This window comes from Sedimentitalea nanhaiensis DSM 24252 (genome assembly GCF_000473225.1).
GTDB classification, from domain to species: Bacteria; Pseudomonadota; Alphaproteobacteria; order Rhodobacterales; family Rhodobacteraceae; genus Sedimentitalea; species Sedimentitalea nanhaiensis.
The window spans coordinates 3,561,627-3,583,879 of the sequence record NZ_KI421509.1; the positions used below are offsets into that span (position 1 = coordinate 3,561,627).

21 protein-coding genes are annotated in these 22,253 nt (G+C 63.7%); 19 read left to right on the forward strand and 2 right to left on the reverse strand.

What is annotated here, in order from left to right; all coding sequences use genetic code 11:
• Positions 1-6: 6 nt before the first annotated feature.
• From mraY to murD, 3 genes are read left to right on the forward strand one after another with little or no spacing between them, the layout of a single operon-like run.
• Complete coding sequence (gene mraY / locus NANH_RS0119515) at positions 7-1,089, forward strand: phospho-N-acetylmuramoyl-pentapeptide-transferase (RefSeq protein WP_027263592.1); 1,083 nt, start codon at positions 7-9, stop codon at positions 1,087-1,089.
• A 57-nt stretch (positions 1,090-1,146) separates the two neighbouring features.
• Positions 1,147-1,722, forward strand: coding sequence for a DedA family protein (locus NANH_RS0119520; RefSeq protein WP_027263593.1), 576 nt, complete (start codon positions 1,147-1,149; stop codon positions 1,720-1,722).
• Complete coding sequence (gene murD, locus NANH_RS0119525; protein WP_027263594.1) at positions 1,719-3,119, forward strand: UDP-N-acetylmuramoyl-L-alanine--D-glutamate ligase; 1,401 nt, start codon at positions 1,719-1,721, stop codon at positions 3,117-3,119. The genes NANH_RS0119520 and murD overlap by 4 nt, the downstream gene beginning before the upstream one ends.
• A 95-nt stretch (positions 3,120-3,214) precedes the next feature.
• Here the strand turns inward: murD and NANH_RS0119530 are convergent, their stop codons facing one another.
• The gene (locus tag NANH_RS0119530; protein WP_027263595.1) at positions 3,215-4,396 is read right to left on the reverse strand and encodes a BaiN/RdsA family NAD(P)/FAD-dependent oxidoreductase; all 1,182 of its coding nucleotides are present in this window, start codon (positions 4,394-4,396) and stop codon (positions 3,215-3,217) included.
• Between the two features lie 127 nt (positions 4,397-4,523).
• On the opposite strand from NANH_RS0119530, the gene ftsW reads away from it, so the two are divergent.
• From ftsW to NANH_RS0119615, 16 genes are all read left to right on the forward strand, one after another.
• Positions 4,524-5,690, forward strand: coding sequence for a putative lipid II flippase FtsW (gene ftsW / locus NANH_RS0119535; protein ID WP_027263596.1), 1,167 nt, complete (start codon positions 4,524-4,526; stop codon positions 5,688-5,690).
• Complete coding sequence (locus tag NANH_RS0119540) at positions 5,687-6,781, forward strand: UDP-N-acetylglucosamine--N-acetylmuramyl-(pentapeptide) pyrophosphoryl-undecaprenol N-acetylglucosamine transferase (RefSeq protein WP_027263597.1); 1,095 nt, start codon at positions 5,687-5,689, stop codon at positions 6,779-6,781. Before ftsW ends, NANH_RS0119540 begins: the two co-directional genes overlap by 4 nt.
• Positions 6,782-6,805: 24 nt before the next feature.
• Positions 6,806-8,203 carry a UDP-N-acetylmuramate--L-alanine ligase gene (gene murC, locus NANH_RS0119545; RefSeq protein WP_027263598.1) on the forward strand — a complete coding sequence of 466 codons (1,398 nt, stop codon included), beginning with the start codon at positions 6,806-6,808 and terminating at the stop codon, positions 8,201-8,203.
• Between the two features lie 59 nt (positions 8,204-8,262).
• On the forward strand, positions 8,263-8,520 hold the full coding sequence (locus NANH_RS0119550) for a DUF2484 family protein (RefSeq protein ID WP_027263599.1): 258 nt from the start codon (positions 8,263-8,265) through the stop codon (positions 8,518-8,520).
• Positions 8,517-8,783, forward strand: coding sequence for a DUF2484 family protein (locus NANH_RS0119555; protein WP_027263600.1), 267 nt, complete (start codon positions 8,517-8,519; stop codon positions 8,781-8,783). Before NANH_RS0119550 ends, NANH_RS0119555 begins: the two co-directional genes overlap by 4 nt.
• 22 nt (positions 8,784-8,805) lie before the next feature.
• A complete protein-coding gene (locus tag NANH_RS0119560; RefSeq protein ID WP_027263601.1) occupies positions 8,806-9,102 on the forward strand; it encodes a hypothetical protein in 297 nt (98 codons plus the stop codon).
• Entirely contained in the window at positions 9,099-10,034 is a 936-nt protein-coding gene (murB, locus tag NANH_RS0119565) for a UDP-N-acetylmuramate dehydrogenase (protein ID WP_027263602.1), read from the forward strand. Before NANH_RS0119560 ends, murB begins: the two co-directional genes overlap by 4 nt.
• Positions 10,035-10,139: 105 nt before the next feature.
• Positions 10,140-11,060, forward strand: coding sequence for a D-alanine--D-alanine ligase (locus NANH_RS0119570; protein ID WP_027263603.1), 921 nt, complete (start codon positions 10,140-10,142; stop codon positions 11,058-11,060).
• Positions 11,048-11,920: a cell division protein FtsQ/DivIB gene (locus NANH_RS0119575; protein WP_027263604.1), complete on the forward strand. Its 873-nt coding sequence runs from the start codon at positions 11,048-11,050 to the stop codon at positions 11,918-11,920. Before NANH_RS0119570 ends, NANH_RS0119575 begins: the two co-directional genes overlap by 13 nt.
• Before the next feature lie 3 nt (positions 11,921-11,923).
• Positions 11,924-13,258, forward strand: a complete 1,335-nt coding sequence (gene ftsA, locus NANH_RS0119580) for a cell division protein FtsA (protein ID WP_027263605.1) — start codon at positions 11,924-11,926, stop codon at positions 13,256-13,258.
• A 175-nt stretch (positions 13,259-13,433) separates the two neighbouring features.
• Positions 13,434-15,068, forward strand: coding sequence for a cell division protein FtsZ (gene ftsZ, locus NANH_RS0119585; protein ID WP_027263606.1), 1,635 nt, complete (start codon positions 13,434-13,436; stop codon positions 15,066-15,068).
• A gap of 210 nt (positions 15,069-15,278) precedes the next feature.
• Positions 15,279-16,199, forward strand: coding sequence for a UDP-3-O-acyl-N-acetylglucosamine deacetylase (gene lpxC, locus NANH_RS0119595; RefSeq protein WP_027263607.1), 921 nt, complete (start codon positions 15,279-15,281; stop codon positions 16,197-16,199).
• A gap of 129 nt (positions 16,200-16,328) precedes the next feature.
• Positions 16,329-17,174 carry an outer membrane protein assembly factor BamD gene (locus NANH_RS0119600; RefSeq protein WP_027263608.1) on the forward strand — a complete coding sequence of 282 codons (846 nt, stop codon included), beginning with the start codon at positions 16,329-16,331 and terminating at the stop codon, positions 17,172-17,174.
• Positions 17,175-17,213: 39 nt separating this feature from the next.
• On the forward strand, positions 17,214-18,863 hold the full coding sequence (gene recN / locus NANH_RS0119605; protein ID WP_027263609.1) for a DNA repair protein RecN: 1,650 nt from the start codon (positions 17,214-17,216) through the stop codon (positions 18,861-18,863).
• Positions 18,864-19,418: 555 nt separating this feature from the next.
• Positions 19,419-21,107: a chloride channel protein gene (locus tag NANH_RS0119610; RefSeq protein WP_027263610.1), complete on the forward strand. Its 1,689-nt coding sequence runs from the start codon at positions 19,419-19,421 to the stop codon at positions 21,105-21,107.
• A gap of 101 nt (positions 21,108-21,208) precedes the next feature.
• The gene (locus NANH_RS0119615; protein ID WP_027263611.1) at positions 21,209-21,865 is read left to right on the forward strand and encodes a hypothetical protein; all 657 of its coding nucleotides are present in this window, start codon (positions 21,209-21,211) and stop codon (positions 21,863-21,865) included.
• Positions 21,866-21,902: 37 nt separating this feature from the next.
• Here NANH_RS0119615 and NANH_RS0119620 read toward each other — a convergent pair whose 3' ends face one another.
• A complete protein-coding gene (locus tag NANH_RS0119620) occupies positions 21,903-22,247 on the reverse strand; it encodes a DUF427 domain-containing protein (RefSeq protein WP_027263612.1) in 345 nt (114 codons plus the stop codon).
• Positions 22,248-22,253 lie beyond the last annotated feature (6 nt).

Below are 22,253 nucleotides of genomic sequence, written 5' to 3' on the forward strand. Positions count from 1 at the left end.
GCTGACATGCTCTATTGGCTGACCGCGCTGTCGGACGGGGGCGATGTCTTTAACCTGTTCCGCTATATCACCTTCCGCGCGGGCGGGGCGTTTCTGACCGCGCTGGTGTTCGGGTTCGTCTTCGGCCGCCCCCTGATCAACGTGCTGCGCCGCCGGCAAGGCAAGGGTCAGCCGATCCGCGACGACGGCCCCGAGGGACATTTCGTCAAGGCGGGAACGCCGACCATGGGGGGCTTGCTGATTGTCGGGGCGCTGGTGACGGCGACATTGCTGTGGGCGCGGCTGGACAATCCGTTTGTCTGGCTGGTGCTGTTTGTCACCCTGTCCTTTGCTGTGATCGGGTTCGCGGATGACTATGCCAAGGTCAGCAAACAGAACACATCCGGGGTGCCGGGCAAGGTGCGGTTGCTGCTGGGGATCCTGATCGCGGCGATCGCCGCCTGGTGGGCGGCGCAATTTCACCCGGTCGAGTTGCAGGGCCGTCTGGCGTTGCCGGTGTTCAAGGATACTTTGGTCAATCTGGGCTATTTCTATATCCCGTTTTCGATCTGCGTCATTGTCGGGGCCGCAAATGCGGTCAACCTGACCGACGGGCTGGACGGGCTGGCGATCATGCCGGTGATGATCGCGGCCTCGACGCTGGGGGTTATCGCCTATGCGGTCGGGCGGGTCGACTTTACCGAATATCTGGACGTGCATTATGTGCCCGGAACCGGCGAAATCCTGATCTTTACCGCCGCGCTGTTTGGCGGCGGGCTGGGCTTTTTGTGGTATAACGCGCCGCCGGCGGCCGTGTTCATGGGCGATACCGGATCGCTGGCCCTGGGCGGTGCCCTGGGGGCCATTGCCATCGTCACCAAGCACGAACTGGTGCTGGCGATCGTCGGCGGTCTGTTTGTGGTCGAGGCGCTGAGTGTGATCATTCAGGTGCTCTATTTCAAGAAGACCGGCAAGCGCGTGTTCCTGATGGCCCCGATCCATCACCATTACGAGAAAAAAGGCTGGGCGGAACCGACCATCGTCATCCGCTTCTGGATCATCTCGCTAATTCTTGCGATGATCGGTCTGGCCACGCTCAAGGTTCGGTAACGCGCGCCCCGTGTGCGCACTGGGTGCCGTCCCGAGGATTATGCGCCGGGGGCCGCGATGTCACTTGAAACGATAATCCAGAATTTCGGTCTGCCGGGCGTTGTCGTCGGAACGGTAATCGAGGGCGATGCGATCGCCTTTTTGGGCGGGGTCATTGCCCATCGCGGGATCCTGTCGTTTCCGGGGGTGGTGTTGGCGGCGGCACTTGGGGCGGCGCTGATCGATCTGGTGCTGTTTCTGGTCGGGCGTCATGCCGGTCAGCGACCGTTTGTGCAGCGGCAGTTGGCGCGCGGGCCGGTTCTGGCGCTGCGAGACCGGTTGGAGCGGTATCCGGTGCCGGCGATCCTGGGCTTTCGGTTCATCTATGGCATGAAATCCGCGGGTGCGATTCTGATCGGGACGACCCGGATCGGCTGGCTGCGGTTCGTACTGCTGGATGCGGTGGGTGTGCTGCTGTGGGCGCTGGTGCTTGTCGGGCTGGGCTATGGTGCCGGAACGGCGATTGCGGCTGCGTTCGGTCGCTTGAAGCTGCATTTGCACCTTGCAATTGCCGTGGCGATGTTTCTGGTTGCGGTGGCGGCATTGGGGCAGGTGCTGCATCGGCGGCGCAAACAGACGGGAGAGCGGCAATGATCACTGTGGCGGGTGTGGCGGATCAAGACGTGGCGGTGCTGGGGCTGGGGCGTTCGGGGCTGAGTGCGGCGCGGGCGTTGCGCGCGGGCGGAGCGACGGCACTGTGCTGGGACGATAACCCGGCGGCGCGCGATGCGGCCGAGGCCGAGGGGTTCGCCTGTCGCGATCTGCACGGGCCGGGGGCGTTTGACGATGTCGCGGCGCTGATCGTCAGCCCCGGCATCGCGCATCTCTATCCTGCGCCCAACCCGGTGGTCGCCGCAGCGCTGCGCGCCGGGGTGCCGGTGGACAACGACATCGGGCTGTTCTTTCGCTCGTTCGCGACCTCGGATTGGGAAAGTTTCGACACCACGCCGCGTGTGATCGCCATCACCGGATCAAACGGCAAATCCACCACCTCGGCCTTGATCCATCACATCCTGACCGCGACGGGCAGGCCGACGCAGCTGGCAGGCAACATCGGCCGCGGCGTATTGGATATCGATCCGGCGCGCGATGGCGAGGTGGTCGTTCTGGAACTGTCCAGCTATCAGACCGACCTGGCCCGGGCCCTGACGCCGGATATCGCGGTGTTTACCAACCTGTCGCCGGATCACCTGGACCGGCACGGGGGCATCGGCGGCTATTTCGCGGCCAAACGGCGGTTGTTTGCCGAAGGCGGGCCGGATCGCGCGGTAATCGGCGTGGATGAGGACGAAGGGCAGTATCTGGCCGGGCAGCTGGCCGAAGGGCCGACAGACGATCGGGTGATCCGGGTGTCGGTCACCCAAAAGCTGACCGGGCGGGGTTGGCAGGTTTTTGCGCGCAAGGGCTTTTTGTCGGAATATCGCAAGGGGCGACAGGCAGCGTCGATCGATCTGCGTCCGATGCGCGGGTTGCCCGGGGCGCATAATCACCAAAACGCCTGTGCCGCCTATGCGGCCTGTAGATCTCTGGGGCTGGCACCGCGGGTGATTGAGCAGGCGTTGCACAGCTATCCGGGCCTGCCGCATCGCAGCCAGATCATCGCCGAAGCGGGTGGCGTGACCTATGTGAACGACAGCAAGGCCACCAATGTCGACAGCGCTGCCAAGGCCCTGAGCGCGTTCAAGCGGATCCGCTGGATCTGTGGCGGATTGCAGAAGGACGGGGGGTTGGACATACTGCTGGGGGCGACCGGTGCAGTGGCCAAGGCCTATGTCATCGGACGCGAGGCCGCCGGGTTCGCGTTGCAGCTGGATGTCGAGACCGAGATCTGCACCACCATGGCCGAGGCGGTGGCGCGCGCGGTGGCCGAAGCCGAGCCGGGCGATACGGTGCTGTTGGCCCCGGCGGCGGCCAGTTTCGATCAATACGACAATTTCGAGCAGCGCGGCGATGATTTTGCCGCCCAGGTGCTGGGGCGGTTGGCCGGGTAGGGGGCGCTGCCCCCTCCGGCGAAAATCGCAGATTTCCTCCGTTCACCCCCGGAGTATTTTTTTGCAAGAGGAAAGGGGGCGGCGCGGCAGGCCGGTCAGGACCCGGCGGCGATGGCGGTTCCGGCGGCATGGCCCGAGGACCAGGCCCATTGAAAGTTGAATCCGCCCAGCCAGCCGGTGACATCCACCGCTTCTCCGATCGCGTAGAGGCCGGGTACGGACCTGGCTTGCATACTGCGCGAGGACAGGGCCGACGTGTCGATGCCGCCCAGCGTGACCTCGGCGGTGCGATACCCTTCGCTGCCCGAGGGCGTCAGGACCCAGTCCGCCAGTGCATCCACCAGCGCCGCGAGGGCGGTGTCGGACTGATCGGCCAGCCGTCCCGTCAGGGGCAGGAAGGTGGCCAGGTGATCGACCAGCCGTGCCGGCAGGTGACGCGCCAGTTCGGTGCCGAGCTGGCGGCGCCCCGCGCTTTGGCGTTGAGCGCGCAGCAGATCCATCAGCGGCAGGTCGGGAATCAGGTTGGCGCGGATCTCTTCGCCTTCGCGCCAATAGGACGACAGTTGCAGAATCGCCGGGCCGGACAGTCCGCGGTGGGTGAACAGCAGGGCTTCGTCAAAGCTGGTGCGGGCATTGGACAGCCGCGCGGGCAGCGCGACACCGGCCAGCGCCGCAAAGCGGGCGTTGTCGAAAGTCAGCGGCACCAGCGCCGGGCGGGTTTCGGTCAGCGGCAGGTCGAACTGGCGCGCGATGTCATAGGCCAGCCCGGTCGCGCCCATCTTGGGGATCGATTTGCCGCCGGTGGCCAGCACCAGATTGCGGCAGCTCACGCGACAGCGTGCGCCGTCACGGTCGAGATCGAGCGCAAAGCCGTCGTCGGTCTTGCGCAGTTCGCGCAGCGATGTGTTCAGCCACAGACCGGCCCCGGCGCGGTCCAGTTCGGCCAGCAGCATGGCGACGATTTGTTTTGCCGAGCCGTCGCAGAACAATTGCCCCAGCGTCTTTTCATGCCAGGCGATGGCGTGGCGATCCACCAGGTCGATGAAATCCCATTGGGTGTAGCGCGCCAGCGCCGATTTGGCGAAATGCGGATTCTGTGACAGGAAATTCTCGGGGGTCGCATGCATGTTGGTAAAGTTGCAGCGCCCGCCTCCGGAAATGCGGATCTTTTCGCCCGGTGCCCTGGCGTGATCCACCAGCAGCACGCCCGGCCCGGCATGGGCGGCGCACATCAGGCCGGCGGCACCGGCGCCCAGGATGACAGTTTGAAACTCCATGGGCGCCGGTTGGCGTGGATTAGCGCCAAAGACAAGAGGAAGAGACTGGCCTGAACCGGATTTTTGCTGTAGCTTGCGGCTATAGACCCCGCAAAGGGGCGATCTGAGGCAAAAACGGCGGTTAACCATGACAGAAATGGTGTATGGCGCGCTCCCCGAGCGGGGTGGCGAGCCTATTCTTCCCAAGTGGTGGCGGACGCTGGACAAGTGGTCCATGTCCTGTGTTCTGATGCTGTTCGTGATCGGTCTGCTGCTGGGGCTGGCGGCCAGCCCACCGCTGGCGGCGCGCAACGGATTCGACCCGTTCCATTACGTGACCCGGCAGGCGGTGTTCGGCTTTGCGGCGCTGATCGCGATGCTGCTCACCTCGATGATGTCGACCACGATGGTGCGGCGGCTGGCGGTGCTGGGGTTTCTGGTTGCCTTTGTCGCGCTGGCCCTGCTGCCGGTTCTGGGCACCGATTTCGGCAAGGGTGCGGTGCGCTGGTATTCGCTGGGATTTGCCAGTGTGCAGCCCTCGGAGTTTCTGAAGCCGGGTTTCATCGTTGTGGCGGCCTGGATGCTGGCGGCGAACCAGCAGATCAACGGCCCGCCGGGTACGGCCTGGTCCTTTGCCCTGTGTGTCGCCATCGTGCTGATGCTGGCGCTGCAACCCGATTTCGGCCAGGCCTGTCTGATCCTGTTCGGCTGGGGCGTGATGTATTTTGTCGCCGGGGCGCCGATGATCCTGTTGGTCGGGATGGCGGCGCTGGTGGTGCTGGGCGGAACGCTGGCCTATTCGAACTCGGAACATTTCGCGCGCCGGATCGACGGGTTTCTGTCGCCGGACGTCGATCCGACGACGCAGCTTGGCTATGCCACAAATGCGATCCGCGAGGGCGGATTGTTTGGCGTTGGCGTTGGCGAGGGGCAGGTGAAATGGTCGCTGCCGGATGCGCATACGGATTTCATCGTCGCCGTTGCCGCCGAGGAGTACGGGCTGGTTCTGGTGCTGATCATCATCGCGCTTTATGCCAGCATTGTGGTGCGTTCGCTGTTGCGGCTGATGCGCGAGCGCGATCCGTTCATCCGGCTGGCGGGCACCGGTCTGGCCTGTGTGTTCGGAGTTCAGGCGATGATCAACATGGGCGTTGCCGTGCGCTTGCTGCCAGCCAAGGGCATGACGCTGCCTTTTGTCAGCTATGGCGGCTCGTCGCTGATTGCGGGAGGGATCGCCGTGGGCATGTTGCTGGCCTTTACCCGCACGCGACCGCAGGGTGAGTTCGGCGATCTGTTGCGGGGGTATCGGCAATGAGCCAGCCGCTGCTGTTGATGGCGGCGGGCGGGACCGGGGGCCATATGTTCCCGGCCCAGGCCCTGGCCGAAGCGATGCTGAACCGGGGCTGGCGGGTGCGCCTGTCGACCGATGCGCGTGGCGCGCGGTACACTGGCGGGTTTTCCCATTCCACCGAAATCACCGAGGTGTCGAGCGCCACGTTTGCCCGTGGCGGTCTGGTGGCCAAGGCGATGGTGGCGCCGCGCATCGCCGCCGGTGTGCTGTCGGCGGCGCGGCAGATGATGCGGGATCGTCCCGATGTGGTGGTGGGGTTTGGCGGTTACCCGTCGATCCCGGCGCTGGGGGCGGCGGTGCTGTTGAAGCGACCGCGCATGATCCATGAACAGAACGGAGTGTTGGGGCGGGTGAACCAGCTGTTTGCCAGCCGTGTCGCCTGTGTTGCCTGTGGGGTCTGGCCCACCGATCTGCCCGAAGGGGCGGGTGGCGTGTATGTGGGAAATCCTGTGCGCAAGGCGGTTCTGGACCGTGCCGGGGCGTCCTATATCGTGCCCGGCGACTACCCGATGTCGATTCTGGTGATGGGTGGCAGCCAGGGCGCGCGCATTCTGTCGGACGTCGTTCCGGATGCCATTGCCAACCTGCCGGACGATATCCGGCGGCATCTGCGGGTCGGCCATCAGGCCCGGCCCGAGGATATCGACCGGGTGACCGCTCGCTATGGCGCGTTGGGCATCGATGCCGAGGTACAGGCGTTTTTTCAGGACGTGCCACGCCGCATGAGCGAGGCGCAGCTGGTGATCAGCCGGGCCGGGGCCAGTTCGATCGCCGATCTGACGGTGATCGGCCGCCCGGCGATTCTGATCCCCTATGCGGCGGCGGCGGGCGATCACCAGACCGCCAACGCCCGTGGGCTGGTTGACGCCGGGGCGGCCATCCTGATTCCGGAATCGGCGCTTGACGTCGCCAGCCTGGGGGCGCAAATGGCCGCCGTCCTGAGCAATCCGGACGCGGCGCTGCACATGAGCCAGGCGGCGCTGGCCGCAGGGCTGCCGGACGCGACAGAACGTCTGGTTGCCGTTGTAACCGAATTGGCGGAAAGGACCGACTGACCCATGATGGATGGAAGCCCTGTTATGAATGCTGCAACCAAACTGCCCCTCGATGTGGGACCGATCCATTTTGTGGGCATCGGCGGTATCGGCATGTCGGGCATCGCCGAGGTTCTGTTGAACCACGGATACACCGTGCAGGGCAGCGATCTGAAATCCAGTAAGATTACCGAGCGGTTGCAGACCCTGGGGGCGACCGTGTTTGTCGGACAGGATGCGCAGAACCTGGGCGAAGCCGAGGTGGTGGTGATTTCGTCCGCGATCAAATGCGGCAACCCCGAACTGGACGAGGCGCGTGCGCGCGGGTTGCCGGTGGTGCGCCGGGCCGAGATGCTTGCCGAGCTGATGCGGCTGAAATCCAACATCGCCGTGGCCGGCACCCATGGCAAGACCACCACCACCACGATGATGGCCGAGCTGATGGTGGCCGGACAGTTCGATCCAACGGTGATCAATGGCGGGATCATCCACGCCTATGGCTCCAACGCCCGTATGGGACAGGGCGAATGGATGGTGGTCGAGGCGGACGAGTCCGATGGCACGTTCAACCGGCTGCCCGCGACCATTGCCATCGTCACCAATATCGACCCCGAGCACATGGAGCATTGGGGCGATTTCGATACTCTGCGCAACGGGTTTCTGGATTTCGTGTCCAACATCCCGTTCTACGGCGTGGCGGTTTGCTGCACCGACCACCCCGAGGTACAGGCGCTGGTCGGGCGGATCACGGATCGCCGGGTGGTGACCTATGGGTTCAATGCCCAGGCGGATGTGCGCGCCGTGAACCTGACCTACAAGGCCGGTGTAGCGCATTTCGATATCCAGTTGCAGACCGAGGATCGCGTGATCGAGGGCTGTACCCTGCCGATGCCGGGCGATCACAACGTGTCCAACGCCCTTTCGGCGGTGGCCGTTGCCCGCCATCTGGGCATGAAGACCGGCGAAATCCGCAGCGCGCTGGCAAATTTTGGTGGGGTCAACCGGCGTTTCACCAAGGTGGGCGAGATCGATGGCGTCACCATCATTGACGATTATGGCCATCATCCGGTGGAAATCGCCGCTGTATTGCGCGCCGCGCGACAGGCCACCGAGGGCCGCGTGATCGCCGTGCACCAGCCGCACCGATATACCCGGTTGCACGACCTGTTCGACGATTTCTGCGCTTGTTTCAACGACGCCGATGTAGTTGCCATCGCCGAAGTCTTTGCGGCGGGCGAAGACCCGATTCCGGGGGCCAGCCGCGACGATCTGGTGGCGGGCCTGATCCGGCACGGTCACCGTCATGCCCGCGCCATCGTCGATGAGGACGACTTGACGCGCCTGGTGCGTGAACAGGCCAAGCCGGGCGATATGGTGGTCTGTCTGGGCGCCGGGACCATCAGCACCTGGGCCAATGGCTTGCCGGAGCGCCTGAAGGGGTGACGGGCGATGCGGGCAAGGATCGACATCCGGAGTGAACCGCTGACGATCGGGCCACCGGCATGAGCCTGTCGATCACATTGGCGGCGCTCTGGGCGGTGGCGGCAACCACGGTTGCCTTGCTGCCGATGCAACGTCAGTATTTGCCCGGCGGTGCGCTGTTGCTGATCGCTCCGGGTCTGATTGTGTTTCTGGGGGTCCAGCATGGCTGGATCGCCGCGACGGCGGGGCTGCTGGGCCTTGCGTCGATGTTTCGTACGCCGCTGCGGTATTACGGGTCCATATGGCGCGCCCGGGTTTTGACGAAGGAGCCGAAATGACCCCGTCCCTGATTCTGGCAGCCCTTTGGGCGTTGGGTGCGAATATTCTCGCGATGCTGCCCAGTCGTGACAACCATTGGCGGCGGGCATACGGCCTGATCATCGTGGGCATTCCGATTCTGGGCTATGTCACCTTTCAGAACGGCCCGTGGGTCGGGATGGCGGTCTTGCTGGCGGGCATGTGGATGCTGCGTTGGCCAGTGATTTATCTGGGCCGCTGGACAAAGCGCCTGATGCAGGGCAAGACCGCCGCCGAGGACTGACGCTTGCTGGAGGACGAGAAACATGGACGTATCCGGAACCATTGCCTATCTGCCGCTCACCGCGATGATTGCGGGGGCCATTGCGGGGCTGATCTGCGGGCGCTTTCTGACCGGTCGCGGGCTGTGGGTGCTGATTGTTGCGCTGTCGGTGTGGGCGCTGGTGCTGATCGTGCAGCTGGCGATGATCCAGCCGGGCAATGAAGAGGCGGCTTTTGGACCTTTTGTGTGGCTGACCGGCGGTGTGTTGCCAGCGTTGTTTGCGTCGATCATGGGGACCATGGGCGGGCGGGCTCTGCGCAAACGCACCCTGGACGCATGACTGCCATCCCTGACCCGCTGACTCTGCGCGGCCGCCTGACGCCGAACCGGGAGTTGTCGGATTTGACATGGTTGCGGGTCGGCGGGGCTGCTGATTGGCTGTTTCAGCCCGCCGATGCACAGGATCTGGCACGGTTTCTGGCCGCTCTGGATCCGCAGGTCGCGGTGTTCCCGATGGGCGTTGGCAGCAATCTGATCGTGCGGGATGGAGGCCTGCGTGCGGTGGTGATCCGGCTGGGGCGCGGGTTCAACGGCATCGGGATCGAAGGCGACAGCGTCACCGCTGGCGCTGCGGCCCTGGATGGGCATGTGGCGCGCAAAGCGGCGGATGCCGGGGTGGATCTGACCTTTTTGCGCACGATTCCGGGCAGTATCGGCGGTGCCGTGCGTATGAATGCGGGCTGTTACGGCAGCTATGTGGCCGACCATCTGGTCTCGGCCCGTGCGGTTACCCGGTCGGGTGAGATCGTGACGCTGACGCCGCAGGATCTGAACCTGCGCTACCGCCAGTCCGATCTGCCCGAAGGGGCGGTGCTGATCGAGGCGGTGCTGACCGGGCCAAGGGCCGACAGCAAGGAATTGCACGCGCGTATGGCGGCGCAGCTGCAAAAGCGCGATGAAACCCAACCCACCCGCGACCGCAGCGCCGGGTCGACATTTCGCAATCCGGCCGGATTTTCCAGCACCGGGCGCGCGGACGATGTGCATGACCTCAAGGCGTGGAAGGTGATTGATCAGGCCGGGCTGCGCGGCGCGCGGCGCGGTGGCGCCCAGATGAGCGAGAAACACCCGAATTTCCTGATCAACACCGGCACAGCCAGCGCCGCCGATCTCGAGGGTCTGGGCGAAGAAGTGCGAAAAAAGGTTTACGATTCCAGCGGGATCACGCTAGAGTGGGAAATCATGCGGGTCGGCGAACCCGCGGATACATAAAACTCTCCGACCGCGACACCGACAGGCAAAAACGGACGCGGTGCAGACGGGGAAAATGCAAGGCACCGGCCATTTATAAGGTCCGGGCAAATCGAGGCAATTGTCGTGGGTCAGTCGAGCAGGACTCCCCTGACGGTGGCGGTATTGATGGGCGGACCCTCGGCTGAACGCGAGGTGTCACTGTCCAGCGGGCGCGAGTGCGCAGCCGCTCTGCGGGGCGAAGGATTTGAGGTCACCGAGCTGGATGCCGGTGCAGACCTCTGTGGGCGTTTGCGCGCCCTGTCTCCTGATGTTGTGTTCAACGCCCTGCATGGTCGCTGGGGCGAAGACGGTTGTGTCCAGGGCCTGCTGGAATGGCTGGGTCTGCCCTATACCCATTCCGGTGTTCTGTCCTCGGCGTTGGCGATGGACAAACAGCGCACGAAAGCCGTGTTCCGGGCCGCCGGTCTGCCGGTGGCGGACAGCCAGATCCGCGACAAGATCGACGTGATGGCGCGGCATGTGATGGCGCCGCCCTATGTGGTCAAACCCAATAGCGAAGGGTCGTCGGTCGGTGTCTATCTGGTGCATGAGGCGGCAAACGGGCCGCCGCAGCTGTCGGCTGAGATGCCCGAACGGGTGATGGTGGAAACCTTTGTGCCGGGGCGCGAGCTGACCACGACGGTGATGGGCGATCGGGCCCTGACGGTGACCGATATTCTGACGGATGGCTGGTATGACTATGACGCCAAATACAAGCCTGGCGGGTCGCGCCATGTGGTGCCTGCCGACATCCCGAACAAGATTTTCGACCTGTGCATGGACTATGCCTTGCGTGCGCATCGGGCGTTGGGGTGCCGCGGTGTCAGCCGCACCGATTTCCGATGGGATGAAGCGCGCGGGGTCGAGGGGCTGTATTTGCTGGAAACCAACACGCAGCCGGGCATGACGCCGACTTCGCTGTCGCCCGAACAGGCATTGGCGGCGGGGCTGGGTTTTGGGGCTCTGTGCCGCTGGATGGTCGAGGACGCGTCATGCAATCGATGACTCCTATTCCACGCGATCCGGCGCCGTCGCGCCTGCGGTACAGGTTGCAGCGCTGGATGCTGACGCCCGGTATCCGGCATGGAATGCGGATCGGTATTCCGCTGGCGCTGATTGTGGCTGGCGTTGCTGGGTATCTGGCCGATCAGGGCCGCCGCGACGGGCTGGTTCAGTTTGTGGCCGATCTGCGTGCCAGCATCGAGGAACGCCCCGAGTTCATGGTGGAACTGATGGCGATCGATGGGGCCGGTCCGACTCTGGCGCAAGAGATTCGCGATGCGGTTCCGCTGGAATTTCCGGCCAGCTCGTTCGATCTGGATCTGGAGGCCATCCGCGCAACCATTGCCGGGCTGGACCCGGTACAGTCGGTCAGGTTGCGCATCCGTCCGGGCGGTGTGTTGCAGGTGGATGTAACCGAACGGGTCCCGGTGATTGTCTGGCGCACCCGCGCCGGCGTGTCGTTGCTGGATGCGACCGGTGCCCATATCTATGCGATCCCGAACCGGACCGAGCGCGCGGATCTGCCGCTGATCGCCGGGGAAGGTGCCGATGGTGCCGTGGACGAGGCGTTGGCGCTGATCGCAGCGGCAAAACCGTTGAAGGCGCGGCTGCGCGGACTGGTGCGGATCGGCGAGCGCCGCTGGGATGTGGTGCTGGACCGGGATCAGCGCATATTGCTGCCGCCGGACCGTCCGGTGGGGGCGCTGGAACGGGTCATTGCGCTGAGCGAGGCGCAGGACATGCTGGAACGGGATGTGGCGGTGGTCGATTTGCGGCTGGCAAACCGGCCAACCCTAAGAATGACATCGGACGCCGTTCAGGAATGGTGGCGAATCCGGGAAATCAACGGAAGCGGGCAGTAAAGAATGGCGGATTTCTATCATACCCAACGCGCGATGCGGCAGATGCGGCGGCAGGCCCTGCAACGCGGTGTCATTGCCATTCTGGATGTGGGCAGTTCCAAGACCGCCTGTCTGGTGCTGCGCTTTGACGGCATCGGGCGGCTGAGCGAGGACAACTCGATCGGCTCGCTGGCGGGGCAATCGGGATTTCGCGTCATCGGCGCGGCCACCACCCGCTCGCGCGGGGTGCAGTTTGGTGAAATCACCGCGATGCAGGAAACCGAACGGGCGATCCGCACGGCGGTGCAGGCGGCGCAGAAGATGGCCGAGATACGTGTCGATCACGTGATCGCCTGTTTTTCGGGCGCCAATCCGCGCAGCTATGGGCTGGATGCGCAGACCGAGCTGGAAGGTCAGGTCGTCACCGAACACGAGGTCGCCCGCGTGCTGGCCGCCTGCGAGGTGCCGGAATACGGCACCGGGCGCGAGGTGCTGCATGCGCAGCCGGTGAACTTTGCGCTGGATCACCGCTCGGGGCTGTCGGACCCGCGCGGACAATTGGGCCAGACCCTGTCGGTGGACATGCACATGCTGACCGTGGATGCGGATGCGGTGCAGAATCTGGTCCATTGTGTCAAACGCTGCGATCTGGAACTGGCCGGGATCGCCAGTTCCGCCTATGCCAGCGGAATTTCCGCGCTGGTCGAGGACGAACAGGAACTGGGTGCGGCCTGTATCGATCTGGGCGGCGGATCGACCGGTGTGTCGATCTTTATGAAGAAACACCTGATCTATGCCGATTGCGTCCGCATGGGGGGTGATCACATTACCAGCGACATTTCCATGGGGTTGGGTATTCCGGCGGCCAATGCCGAGCGGATCAAGACCTTTTATGGCGGGGTGCATGCGACCGGCATGGACGACCGCGAGATGATCGAGATCGGCGGCGATACCGGTGACTATGAACACGACCGGCGTCGCGTATCGCGTGCCGAACTGATCGGCATCATGCGCCCCCGCGTCGAGGAGATACTGGAAGAGGTTCGCATCCGGCTGGACGCGGCGGGTTTTGAGCACCTGCCCAGCCAGCAGATCGTGCTGACCGGTGGCGGCAGTCAGATTCCGGGCCTTGGCGGGCTGGCCAGCCGCATGTTGGGACAACAGGTTCGGCTGGGCCGCCCCCTGCGGGTTCACGGTCTGCCGCAGGCTGCGACGGGGCCGGGTTTTGCCGGGGCGGTGGGGTTGTCTCTGTTCGCGGCCCATCCCCAGGACGAGTGGTGGGATTTCGAAATTCCCGTGGACCGCTATCCGAAACGCTCGCTCAAGCGGGCGGTCAAATGGTTCCGGGACAATTGGTGATCGCTATATCTGGCGAGTTCAGCCAGATCGCGCGGGGACAAGCATGATTCTGCCCATATTTTGGGGTATTTTTGCGTTTTTTTGGTGACGCCCGACACGCAGACAGGTAGAGTCGGGGGAATATTACGGTAAAAACACTCGCGAATGCGGGTCGGCAGCACAGGCGGAACCTACAATGACATTGAACCTTTCGATGCCCGGACAGGACGACTTGAAACCTCGGATCACCGTGTTCGGTGTTGGGGGGGCAGGCGGCAACGCGGTCAACAACATGATCGAAAAGCAACTCGACGGGGTCGAGTTCGTGGTCGCCAACACCGATGCGCAGGCGCTGCAACAAAGCAAGGCGCAGAACCGCGTTCAGTTGGGCGTCAAGGTGACCGAAGGGTTGGGAGCCGGAGCACGGGCCAGTGTCGGCGCGGCAGCCGCCGAGGAAAGCATCGAGCAGATCGTCGACCATCTGGCGGGCGCGCATATGTGTTTCATCACGGCGGGCATGGGCGGGGGCACCGGCACCGGCGCGGCCCCGATCATCGCACAGGCGGCGCGGGAACTGGGTGTGCTGACCGTAGGCGTCGTCACCAAACCGTTCCAGTTCGAAGGTGCCAAGCGCATGCGCCAGGCCGAGGATGGCGTTGAGACGCTGCAGAAGATGGTCGATACGCTGATCATCATCCCGAACCAGAACCTGTTCCGTCTGGCCAACGAGAAGACCACCTTTACCGAAGCCTTCAGCATGGCGGACGATGTGCTGTATCAGGGCGTCAAGGGTGTGACGGACCTGATGGTGCGCCCCGGCCTGATCAACCTCGACTTTGCCGACGTGCGCGCGGTGATGGACGAGATGGGCAAGGCGATGATGGGCACCGGCGAGGGCGAGGGCGAAGACCGCGCCATCCAGGCTGCCGAAAAGGCCATTGCAAACCCGCTGCTGGACGAAATCAGCCTCAAGGGCGCCAAGGGCGTTCTGATCAACATCACCGGCAGCCACGATTTGACCCTGTTCGAACTGGACGAGGCCGCCAACCGGATCCGTGAAGAGGTCGACCCCGAAGCCAATATCATCGTCGGCAGCACGCTTGACACCGCGATGGAAGGCACCATGCGGGTCAGCGTCGTGGCCACCGGCATCGATGCAATGGATGTGAATACCGAAATCCCGGTGCCGCGCCGCTCGATGTCCACGCCGCTGCGCCAGACCGTGGCCGCCGAAGAGACACACCGCGAAGACGCGCCGCAGCCGGTCATGGCCGCGGTGAGCGAAGCCGAAGACGAACCGGAATTGTTTGGCGACCCTCAACCGCGCGAAGCGATCGCCGCGCAGGCTCAGGATCTGTTCGAACCCGAATTCGACGAACGGATCGAGGATGACGGGTTGCCGCCCCCGGCCTACAAGCCGCAGATGCCCGCGTTTGAACCGCGCACCGCGCAGATGGATGCCGAGCCGGATACATTTGTCGCACCGCGCGCACCTGCGCCGGGCACGCCTTCGCCTGATACGCTGAAGCGGTTGCAGGTCGCAGCGCAAAAGGCAACTCCGACACCGCAGCGGGGCATGAATGTGGTGCAAGGCGGTCAGGATGTTCAGAATGCCCAGTCCGGTGCGGACAAGGCCCGTTTCAGTGTCAACTCGTTGATCAACCGTATGACCGGCCATGCCGCCGACACACCGGCGGACCGTGGTGCGCAGGCGGTGCGGCACCAGCCCACGATGCGCCAGCCTGACGTAAGGGAACAGGCGCGGGACGAGGCGGCCCAGGATCAGGATCGGATCGAGATCCCGGCATTTCTGCGCCGCCAGGCGAACTGAACTCGTCACAAAATGCGATTTGAGGGCCACGGTTTCGTGGCCCTTTTTCATTTTAAAACATGGCATTACAATGCGCGAAGCGGTGTTCTGCCGATATGTTACAGCCATGTTTCAATCGGTTGCAAAGATTGAGTTGAGCCTGGCGGCACAGCATCTTAACTGATTGCACACCAGCCCGAACGTGGCTGGAGCAACGGATAGAGGCTCATCTTGCAACATACGCTTAAAGGCCCCGTCGTGTTTGAAGGTGTCGGACTGCACAGCGGTGCGGCGACACGTATGGTTCTGCGTCCGGCACAGCCCGGCCATGGCATCCGGTTTCGCCGCGTCGATATCGAACTGGGCAACGCCGTCATTCCGGCCGTCTGGAGCAAAGTCGACCGCAGCCCGCTGTGTACCCGGTTGGTGAACGAGGCCGGTGTGTCGGTTTCCACCGTGGAGCATGTAATGGCCGCGCTGTCGGGCTGCGGTGTCATCAATGCGCTGATTGAAATCGACGGTCCCGAAGTTCCGATTCTGGACGGCTCGGCGGCCCCCTTTGTGCGCGGCATAATGGCACGGGGTGTACAGGTGCAGGCCGCGCCGGTGCTGGCTCTTGAAATTCTGAAACCGGTCACGGTTGAAAAGGATGGCGCGCGGGCTTCGCTGCTGCCGTCCGACAGGTTCGAGATCGAATTTCATATCGATTTCGAAGACAGTGCGATCGGTCGCCAGAGCAAGGTTCTGGACATGCGCAACGGTGCCTTTGCCCGCGAGCTGTGTGACAGCCGCACCTTCTGCCGGCAGGCGGATGTGGATGCGATGCACGAGCATGGGCTCGCCCTGGGCGGCACATTGGACAACGCGGTCGTGGTTGATGGCGACGATGTGCTGAGTCCCGGCGGATTTCGTCATGTGGACGAAGCGGTGCGCCACAAAATGTTGGATGCCTTGGGCGACCTGGCACTGGCGGGTGGACCAATTCTGGGGCGCTATGTTGGCGAACGTTCGGGGCACTCGCTGACGAACACCCTGTTGCGTGAACTCTTTGCGACACCCGGTGCGGTGCGTATGGTTGTCTGTGATGGCGACATGGCGTCGCGTCTGCCGGGGCAGGGGCTTGTCTGGTCGGAAATACCCCAGGTCGCATAGCCGTTCACACACGCGGTGCCAAGTTCGCCTCTGCCAATGACTTTAAGACGTTTTGCACCAGAAATTAATGTGCTAGACCCAAGCGCGAGCAGGGGAAGACCCCGCAGAGGGCGACGAGGTTGGTCAAGCATGATCGGTGGTAAATCCAGGGCCAAGTTCATTGGTGCCGTTCTAATCATGGCTGTTCTGGCCGCATGCAGCGGCAGGGACAGGGTTGATCGTACCGAGTCGCTGGATGCCTATTCGCCCGAGCAAATCTATCAGCGTGGCGAATTCGAACTGGAGCGCGATCAGAACGAAAACGCGGCCTATTTCTTTTCCGAGGTCGAGCGCCTGTATCCCTATTCGACCTGGGCGAAACGGGCGCTGATCATGCAGGCGTATTCCTATCATCAGGACAAGGACTACCCCAACAGCCGCTCGGCCGCGCAGCGCTATATCGACTTTTACCCGGCGGACGAAGATGCGGCCTATGCCCAATATCTGCTGGCGCTGTCCTATTATGATCAGATCGACGAGGTCGGGCGCGACCAGGGGTTGACCTTTCAGGCCCTGCAGGCGCTGCGCACGGTGATCGAAGTGTATCCGGACAGTGAATATGCCACCACGGCGATCCTGAAGTTCGAGCTGGCGTTCGACCACCTGGCGGGCAAGGAAATGGAGATCGGGCGGTATTACCTGCGGCGGAATCATTTCACGGCGGCGATCAACCGGTTCCGGGTCGTGGTCGAGGATTTCCAGACCACCAGCCACACCGCCGAAGCCCTGTTCCGCCTCATCGAGGCCTATCTGTCGCTGGGGCTGGTTGACGAGGCACAAACCGCCGGAGCGATTCTGGGATACAACTATCAATCCTCGGAATGGTACCAGGATGCGTACAAACTGCTTACAAGCCAGGGCCTGAAGATGAAGGACCGGGGCAACAATTGGCTGAGCAACATCTATCGTCAATCTGTCAAGGGCCAGTGGTTGTAGGGGCGCGGTGGGCCCGATGCCCGATCCGCGAAGCTGAATATGCTGCGCACGCTTGATATTCGCGACATGCTGATCATCGATCGGCTCGACCTTGCGTTTCAACCGGGGCTGAACGTGCTGACCGGCGAAACCGGGGCGGGGAAATCGATTCTTCTGGATTCGCTGGGGTTCGTTCTGGGCTGGCGTGGCCGGGCCGAACTGGTGCGTCAGGGTGCCGCTCAAGGTGAAGTGGTCGCGGTCTTTGATCTGCCCGCAGGCCATGCGGCCCACGCGGTTCTGGCCGCAGCGGGGCTGCCCGACAGTGACGAGCTGATTCTGCGGCGCATCAATACCGTGGACGGGCGCAAGACGGCTTGGGTCAATGACCGGCGTTGCTCGGGAGAGGTGCTGCGGGCACTGTCGGAGACGCTGGTCGAGCTGCACGGACAGCATGACGATCGGGGCCTGCTGGACCCGCGCGGACATCGTGCCATGCTGGATTCGTTCGGGAGCCTTGAGGCGGCGCGCGATGCGACGCGTGCGGCCTGGGCTGCGCTTGGGGTGGCGCGCAAGGCGGTGGCGGCGACGCAGGCCGCGTTGGATGCGATCCGCAGCGAAGAGGAATTCCTGCGCCATGCCGTCGCAGAACTGGACACGCTGGATCCTCAGCCGGGCGAGGACGCCGCGCTGGACGCGGATCGCCGCCGGATGCAGGGCGCTGCGCGGATACGCGACGATGTCGCGCGCGCCTATGATCTGTTGGGCAGTAACGGTGCCGAAGGCTCCATGGGCGAGGCGTTACGCTGGCTGGACGGGGTGATCGAACGGGCCGACGGGACGCTGGAGGCGCCGCTGGCGGCGTTGAACCGGGCGATGATTGAACTGGGCGAGGCGCACGCGGGGGTTCAGGCCAGCCTGGATGCGCTGGAGTTTGACCCCAACGAGTTGGAGGCGACCGAAGAGCGCCTGTTCGCGATCCGGGCCATGGCGCGCAAACACGACACCGCGCCGGATGAGCTGGCCGATCTGGCCCAAAGCCTGCGAGGCCGATTGGCGGCGCTGGATGCCGGCGATGCCGATCTGGCCAGGCAACAGGCGGAATTGCAGGCGGCGCAGGCCGTGTATGATGGGGCCGCTCAATCGCTGAGTGCGCAACGTGCGCAGGCCGGTCAGGCGCTGGATCGGGCGGTGATGGCCGAGCTTGCACCGCTCAAGATGGAGCGGGCCGAGTTCCACACGGTCCTGACCCCCGCCGATCCCGGCCCCGAAGGCACGGACACCGCCACCTTTACCGTCGCCACCAATCCCGGTGCTCCGGCGGGGCCGCTGAACAAGATCGCCTCGGGGGGGGAGCTGAGCCGTTTTCTGCTGGCGCTCAAGGTGTGTCTGACGGGAACCGATAGCGGATTGACGATGATTTTCGATGAAATCGACCGGGGGGTGGGCGGTGCGACGGCGGATGCGGTCGGGCGGCGGCTGGCGGACCTGGCGCGGGGCGGCCAGGTTCTGGTCGTCACGCACAGCCCGCAGGTGGCGGCCCGGGGCACGCATCACTGGCGGGTGCAGAAACAGGTTGTGGATGGCGCGACGCTGTCTGAGGTGGTGGCGCTGCCCGGGGATGAGCGAACCGACGAGATTGCGCGGATGCTGGCCGGCGACACCATCACCGCCGAGGCCCGCGCCGCGGCTCGGGCGCTGTTGGGCGGGTGACCGAATCCGCCCGTTGGCCGAGTTAACCACGGCCGACGAATTTCCCGGTTGCAGGGTGTTTGATTTTGACACGACGCCGTATGGGTGTATTTTTATCAAGTTGTACCTAGTTTTGTGGTGATTATTATGACGTTTGTTAGTGTCGTTCGGCGCTGTGCGCCCTCTCTTCTCTTTGCATGCGCACTTCTGTCTGCTTCGGCTGCCTCTGCGGTTGTGGGTCCATCGCCTGCGCCGGATCCCACGCCGGCCGCGCCGGATCCTACCCCCGCCGCTGCAGAAGCTGGTGGCGAAAGCAACGACCCGTTCAGGCGCAACGGTCGAGTCGATCGGGTCAGCCGCAACGCCCCTCCGGGGTTCGTGGTTCCCGATCAAGTCTGCAGGGGCGACAAGCTGGATCCCTGTTTTTAGGCCGGATCCGCCCGGGTGTGGATATCTGCAGTATCGACTGGGATCGCGGCATAAACGTCTCGGCCCGGACCTGAATTCAGGTCCGGGGTTTTCCCGGCCCTGACCCTGTCCTAAACAGGAAGCCCAACGACCCCGCGCGAGGCTCTGATGGCCGTTTCTCTCCGCTCGATCCTGTCACAGCAGCTTGCGCAGGCAGGGGCCGCCTGCAAGCAGGGTTTGCAGGTATTGCGGCACCGCGGCCCCAGCCAGATCCAGTTCTGGTTCATCGCCCTGGTCATCGGAATCGCGGCAGGGTTCGCCGCGCTCGGATTTCGTCTGGGTATTTCGGAATTGCAGGCCGCGCTTTATGGCACGGATGACGTTCAGCTTCTGCACAGTCATGCGGTATCGTTGCCGTGGTACTGGATCCTGGGCATTCCCATTGCCGGGGGGCTGATTGTCGGGCTGATCCTGCACCGTTTCACCGATGATGCCCGGGTACGCGCCGTTGCGGACGTGATCGAGGGGTCCGCTTTGGGTGAAGGTCGGGTTGAAACCCGCGCAGGGATTGCGTCGGTTTTCGCCTCGCTGATCACGCTCAGTTCGGGCGGCTCGTCCGGGCGCGAGGGACCGGTTGTGCATATGGCCGGGGTGATTTCGACCTGGGTCAGCGATCGTATCCATGCGGACGGCATCACCGGGCGCGACCTGCTGGGCTGTGCCGTTGCGGCGGCCGTGTCGGCCAGTTTCAATGCCCCGATTGCCGGAGCGCTGTTCGCGCTCGAAGTCGTGTTGCGCCATTTTGCGGTGCATGCCTTTGCGCCGATCGTGATTGCCTCGGTGGCCGGAACGGTGATTAACCGGTTGAATTTTGGCGACGTGGCCGAGTTCAACCTGATCACGCCCGGTGCATTGCAGTTTTATGTCGAACTGCCCGCGTTCCTGATTCTGGGTCTGGTTTGCGGCGTGATCGCGGCCGTGTTCATGCGGTCGATTTTCTGGGCCGAGGATATGGGGAGCCATGTGCAGGACCGTTTCGGGATTCCGCGATGGTTGCGCCCGGCCCTGGCGGGGGCGATGCTGGGAGGGATTGCGATCTGGTATCCCCATATCATCGGGGTCGGCTATGAAACCACGCTGCTGGCACTGAAGGGCCAGTTGCTGCTGAACGAGGCGATCGTGTTCGCGGTTCTGAAAACCGTCGCGGTGGCCATCACCTTTGGCGGGCGTATGGGAGGCGGGGTGTTTTCCCCGTCGCTGATGGTGGGCGCGCTGTCCGGGCTGGCGTTTGGCATCATCGCGACCGGGGTTCTGCCGGATGTATCGGGTGCTTACACATTGTATGCCTTTGCCGGGATGGGGGCGGTGGCCGCCGCCGTACTGGGCGCGCCGATCTCGACCACGCTGATCGTGTTCGAGCTGACGGGGGATTGGCAGATCGGGATTGCGGTCATGGTCTCGATCAGCATGTCCACGGCCCTGGCCAGCCGGTTGGTGGACCGGTCGTTCTTTTTGACGCAACTGGAACGCCGCGACATTCATTTGGCGGCCGGCCCACAGGCCTATTTGATGTCGATGATCCGAGTCGGCGGGGTGATGCGCACGACCGAAGATGACCGGGCCGCAGATCCGGACCGCTGTGCCGAACTGGTTGCGCAGGGCATATGCATCACGCCCTCGGTCACGCTGGAAACGGCCCTGGCGCAACTGGAACGGTCAGAAGATGGGTTTGTTCCTGTGGTCATCCTGGACAAGAACGATGCGACCCCGCGTCTGGTTGGCGCGCTGTTTCACATCGATGCGCTCAAGGCGTATAATCGCGCGCTGGCGGAAACCGCAGCCGAGGAACATTCCTGACCGGGACGGGGGCCGTTTGGAGCGGGGGCGATTGGGGTGGAGCTTGCCCAACTCAGGTATTGCGTCCATGCTAAAGATCTCTTGGCGAGAAGGATGGTTCAGTGTCGGGAAAGGATGTTTTTCTAAGCGTAGGAGGCACGGCGAATGATCGGCAAGAGGCGTTTGTCACCGCGCTGGAACAACGGCTGCGCGCCGAGGGGCTGGTGCCCAACACGGTCGGGCGCAACACGTTTTCTTCGGATGCTCCGCTCACCACGGTCGAGCGGCTGATGAGCGCCTGTTCGGGAACCATCGTGGTTGCGCTGGAGCGAACCTATTTCCCGCAGGGCGTCCAAAAGCGCGGAGGCGACAAGGAACAGGCAATGGGTGAAACCCGGCTGGCCACCCCCTGGAACCAGATCGAAGCGGCGATGTCCTACAGCCGTGGCTTGCCGTTGCTGGTTCTGGTCCAGGAAGGGATCCGCGAAGAGGGGCTGCTGGAGCCGGGCTATGACTGGTATGTCCATGCGGTGCCGCTGGATGTCAGCGCTCTGAATTCCCAGGCATTCAACGGGATCCTAGCCAGTTGGAAGGAGAAGTTGAAACCACCCGGAGATCAGGCGGTACCGGCGCAGGACACAGCGCCATTGACGCCTGAAACCTTGACCATCGGACAGATCATTGGCGCGATGCGCCCGGCCCAGCTTTGGTCGATTCTGGCGGCATGCGGCGGCGTGATTGCGGTGGCTTTCGCCCTGGGCGCGCAACTGATCGGCTAGGTCCCGGTACTGCGGATACCCGGCCCGGAAAGGGGCTTCAGATCTGTTCGACCTTGACCGAGTCATTGGTGTAGAATGCCAGATGATCCTTGATCCCGGCCACGGTGTTCAGCGGTTCTTCGTAGCTCCAGGCGCCATCTTTGCTGACCGACGATTTATTGACGATGTCAAAGTAGCGCGCGTCTCCCTTGTGTGGACAATGGGTCGATGTGTCGGTTGGCTCAAGCATTGCCATGGCGATGTCGGCGCGCGGAAAATAGATCACCGGGGGGTAATCGCCCTCGCTCAGTTCGAGCGCATTGGTTGTTTCCCCCAGTACGGCCCCGCCTGATCGCACGGTCCAGGTGCCGCCCGCCTTGCGGATACGAATATGATCGGCCATCGTTTT

What these genes read in the sequence shown, in the direction of transcription:
- NANH_RS0119555 (WP_027263600.1), top strand. Translation starts at nt 8,517, where the DNA reads ATGACCCCGTCCCTGATTCTGGCAGCCCTTTGGGCGTTGGGTGCGAAT.
- ftsW (WP_027263596.1), top strand. Translation starts at nt 4,524, where the DNA reads ATGACAGAAATGGTGTATGGCGCGCTCCCCGAGCGGGGTGGCGAGCCT.
- NANH_RS0119620 (WP_027263612.1), bottom strand. Translation starts at nt 22,247, where the DNA reads ATGGCCGATCATATTCGTATCCGCAAGGCGGGCGGCACCTGGACCGTG.
- murB (WP_027263602.1), top strand. Translation starts at nt 9,099, where the DNA reads ATGACTGCCATCCCTGACCCGCTGACTCTGCGCGGCCGCCTGACGCCG.
- ftsZ (WP_027263606.1), top strand. Translation starts at nt 13,434, where the DNA reads ATGACATTGAACCTTTCGATGCCCGGACAGGACGACTTGAAACCTCGG.
- ftsA (WP_027263605.1), top strand. Translation starts at nt 11,924, where the DNA reads ATGGCGGATTTCTATCATACCCAACGCGCGATGCGGCAGATGCGGCGG.
- NANH_RS0119530 (WP_027263595.1), bottom strand. Translation starts at nt 4,396, where the DNA reads ATGGAGTTTCAAACTGTCATCCTGGGCGCCGGTGCCGCCGGCCTGATG.
- recN (WP_027263609.1), top strand. Translation starts at nt 17,214, where the DNA reads ATGCTGCGCACGCTTGATATTCGCGACATGCTGATCATCGATCGGCTC.
- NANH_RS0119540 (WP_027263597.1), top strand. Translation starts at nt 5,687, where the DNA reads ATGAGCCAGCCGCTGCTGTTGATGGCGGCGGGCGGGACCGGGGGCCAT.
- NANH_RS0119575 (WP_027263604.1), top strand. Translation starts at nt 11,048, where the DNA reads ATGCAATCGATGACTCCTATTCCACGCGATCCGGCGCCGTCGCGCCTG.
- murC (WP_027263598.1), top strand. Translation starts at nt 6,806, where the DNA reads ATGAATGCTGCAACCAAACTGCCCCTCGATGTGGGACCGATCCATTTT.
- NANH_RS0119520 (WP_027263593.1), top strand. Translation starts at nt 1,147, where the DNA reads ATGTCACTTGAAACGATAATCCAGAATTTCGGTCTGCCGGGCGTTGTC.
- NANH_RS0119560 (WP_027263601.1), top strand. Translation starts at nt 8,806, where the DNA reads ATGGACGTATCCGGAACCATTGCCTATCTGCCGCTCACCGCGATGATT.
- NANH_RS0119550 (WP_027263599.1), top strand. Translation starts at nt 8,263, where the DNA reads ATGAGCCTGTCGATCACATTGGCGGCGCTCTGGGCGGTGGCGGCAACC.
- NANH_RS0119610 (WP_027263610.1), top strand. Translation starts at nt 19,419, where the DNA reads ATGGCCGTTTCTCTCCGCTCGATCCTGTCACAGCAGCTTGCGCAGGCA.
- NANH_RS0119600 (WP_027263608.1), top strand. Translation starts at nt 16,329, where the DNA reads ATGATCGGTGGTAAATCCAGGGCCAAGTTCATTGGTGCCGTTCTAATC.
- mraY (WP_027263592.1), top strand. Translation starts at nt 7, where the DNA reads ATGCTCTATTGGCTGACCGCGCTGTCGGACGGGGGCGATGTCTTTAAC.
- murD (WP_027263594.1), top strand. Translation starts at nt 1,719, where the DNA reads ATGATCACTGTGGCGGGTGTGGCGGATCAAGACGTGGCGGTGCTGGGG.